At 65.8% G+C, this 1455-nt stretch carries 2 protein-coding genes; one reads left to right on the top strand and one right to left on the bottom strand.

Annotated features, from left to right (window positions below; genetic code table 11):
• Positions 1 to 216, bottom strand: a 216-nt coding sequence (locus tag ABT294_RS50715; RefSeq protein ID WP_350813746.1) for a hypothetical protein, incomplete at its 3' end; no start/stop codon positions are given.
• A 735-nt stretch (positions 217 to 951) separates the two neighbouring features.
• Here ABT294_RS50715 and ABT294_RS50710 point away from each other — a divergent pair.
• The coding region (locus tag ABT294_RS50710; RefSeq protein WP_350813745.1) for a helix-turn-helix domain-containing protein at positions 952 to 1455 on the top strand (504 nt) is incomplete at its 3' end.

The raw sequence follows: 1455 nt of genomic DNA, 5'->3' as shown, positions 1-1455 counted from the left end.
AACGACCGGCTGATAACCTCCGCGGCAGACCTCGGCGCCTTCTCCGGATCCGAAGTCCCTCAGTGAGGGTGAGCTGCTCGGCGGTACGGGGATCGCATCAGTCGCCTTGATGGCGTCACACACCCATACCTTCCAGACCACGGCGAGAGCGGCGGCCACGAACGCAGTGACGAGAGCCAGCTTCGTTCCGATTCTGGCGTTTCTACCGTTGCGCATGAGCTGTTCGCACCTTCTCCAGCGAGGCGAAACGGGGAACGGCTTGACGGCGGGCGACTCCGTCCTGCCGTCCCCCGGGGTTTCATGACCGTCGGGCACTACAGCGCCCAGGCGTTGGCGAAGCCGTAGTGCGACAGCGTCTCGCTGAAGTAGAGCCGGGGGGCTTGCCGCTGGCGGAAGGGAGACTCCGCAGTTCAGGGGTGTAGGCGCGGAAGACGAAGTAGGCCCGGGTGGCACCCCAGGTCCAGCTGGAGCTCCAGGCCTTGCCCTGGGGCGAGTAAGAACCCCAGGTCCACCTGTCCGTACCGGTCTTGAACGCCCAGCCGACGTGTCCGGCCAGGCCCGCCATTGCCACGCGGCGCCACCGGCGAACAGTGCCCTGAGGAGGGCTGGCGAGAGCGGCAGGAAAGGCGGCCGGGGATGTGGTCCGAAACATGAAGGCTCCGCTTTCTGCTGAGTGAGGCGTTGTGGGACCGCGCCGTCTCGGTGAGACGACCTGCGGTGCTCCCAGCAGAGCGCACTGGTGGGGTGTCCAGGCAGGTCAGTGGACAATGCTGGACAGAATCGGCCCACTCGAAGGCGTCTCGAGAGCACGCCCGAGAGGCGAGTGGAAGGGGTCGCCGCAACGGCGGCACCGGCTCGGAGAGTGATCATATGATCGCCTCACATGGGGGAGCCCATGCCTATCGAGCAGAGGCGGATTTCCACCTCGGGACGCGCTTTCAAGAGGTCTGCATGGATGTCAGCGATCTGAACCCCGAACAGATCGGCACAGTGCAGCAGTACGCCCAGGCGCTACGGACGATCCAGGCCCGGGCGGGGCTGTCGCTGCGGCAGTTGGAGAAGAACGCGGATGTCTCCAAGTCCACGCTCTCGCTGATGCTGAAGGGAGAGCGCCTGGCGACCAAGCGCACCGTAGAGGTGTTCTTGAGGGCTTGCGGTCTGAGTGAGGAGCAGGCTGAGCCCTGGCTCCGGACCCGTGGGCATCTTGAAAGCGGATGGCCGACGCCACAGCCTGACAGCTCCGACGAGCCGGGCGACTCAGAGGCTCCCTGGCCATCAAGCACCCCCGCTGACGATCAACGATCACGTGGTCGACGGCCGCGGGTCACTGTTTACGCTGTCGTCGCGACGGCGGTACTGGGGCTGGCCGGAATATGGGGAGCCATCCACTTTGGGAGTGCGTCGGCGCCGCCATCCGGAGGTGAAGCGTGCCGCGGAGGTTATCAGCCGGTCGTC

This window comes from Nonomuraea sp. NPDC000554 (genome assembly GCF_040300065.1).
Classification (GTDB): domain Bacteria; phylum Actinomycetota; class Actinomycetes; order Streptosporangiales; family Streptosporangiaceae; genus Nonomuraea.
The sequence above is the reverse complement of the archived record's forward strand: the minus strand, read 5'-3'. Positions and strand labels throughout refer to the sequence as shown.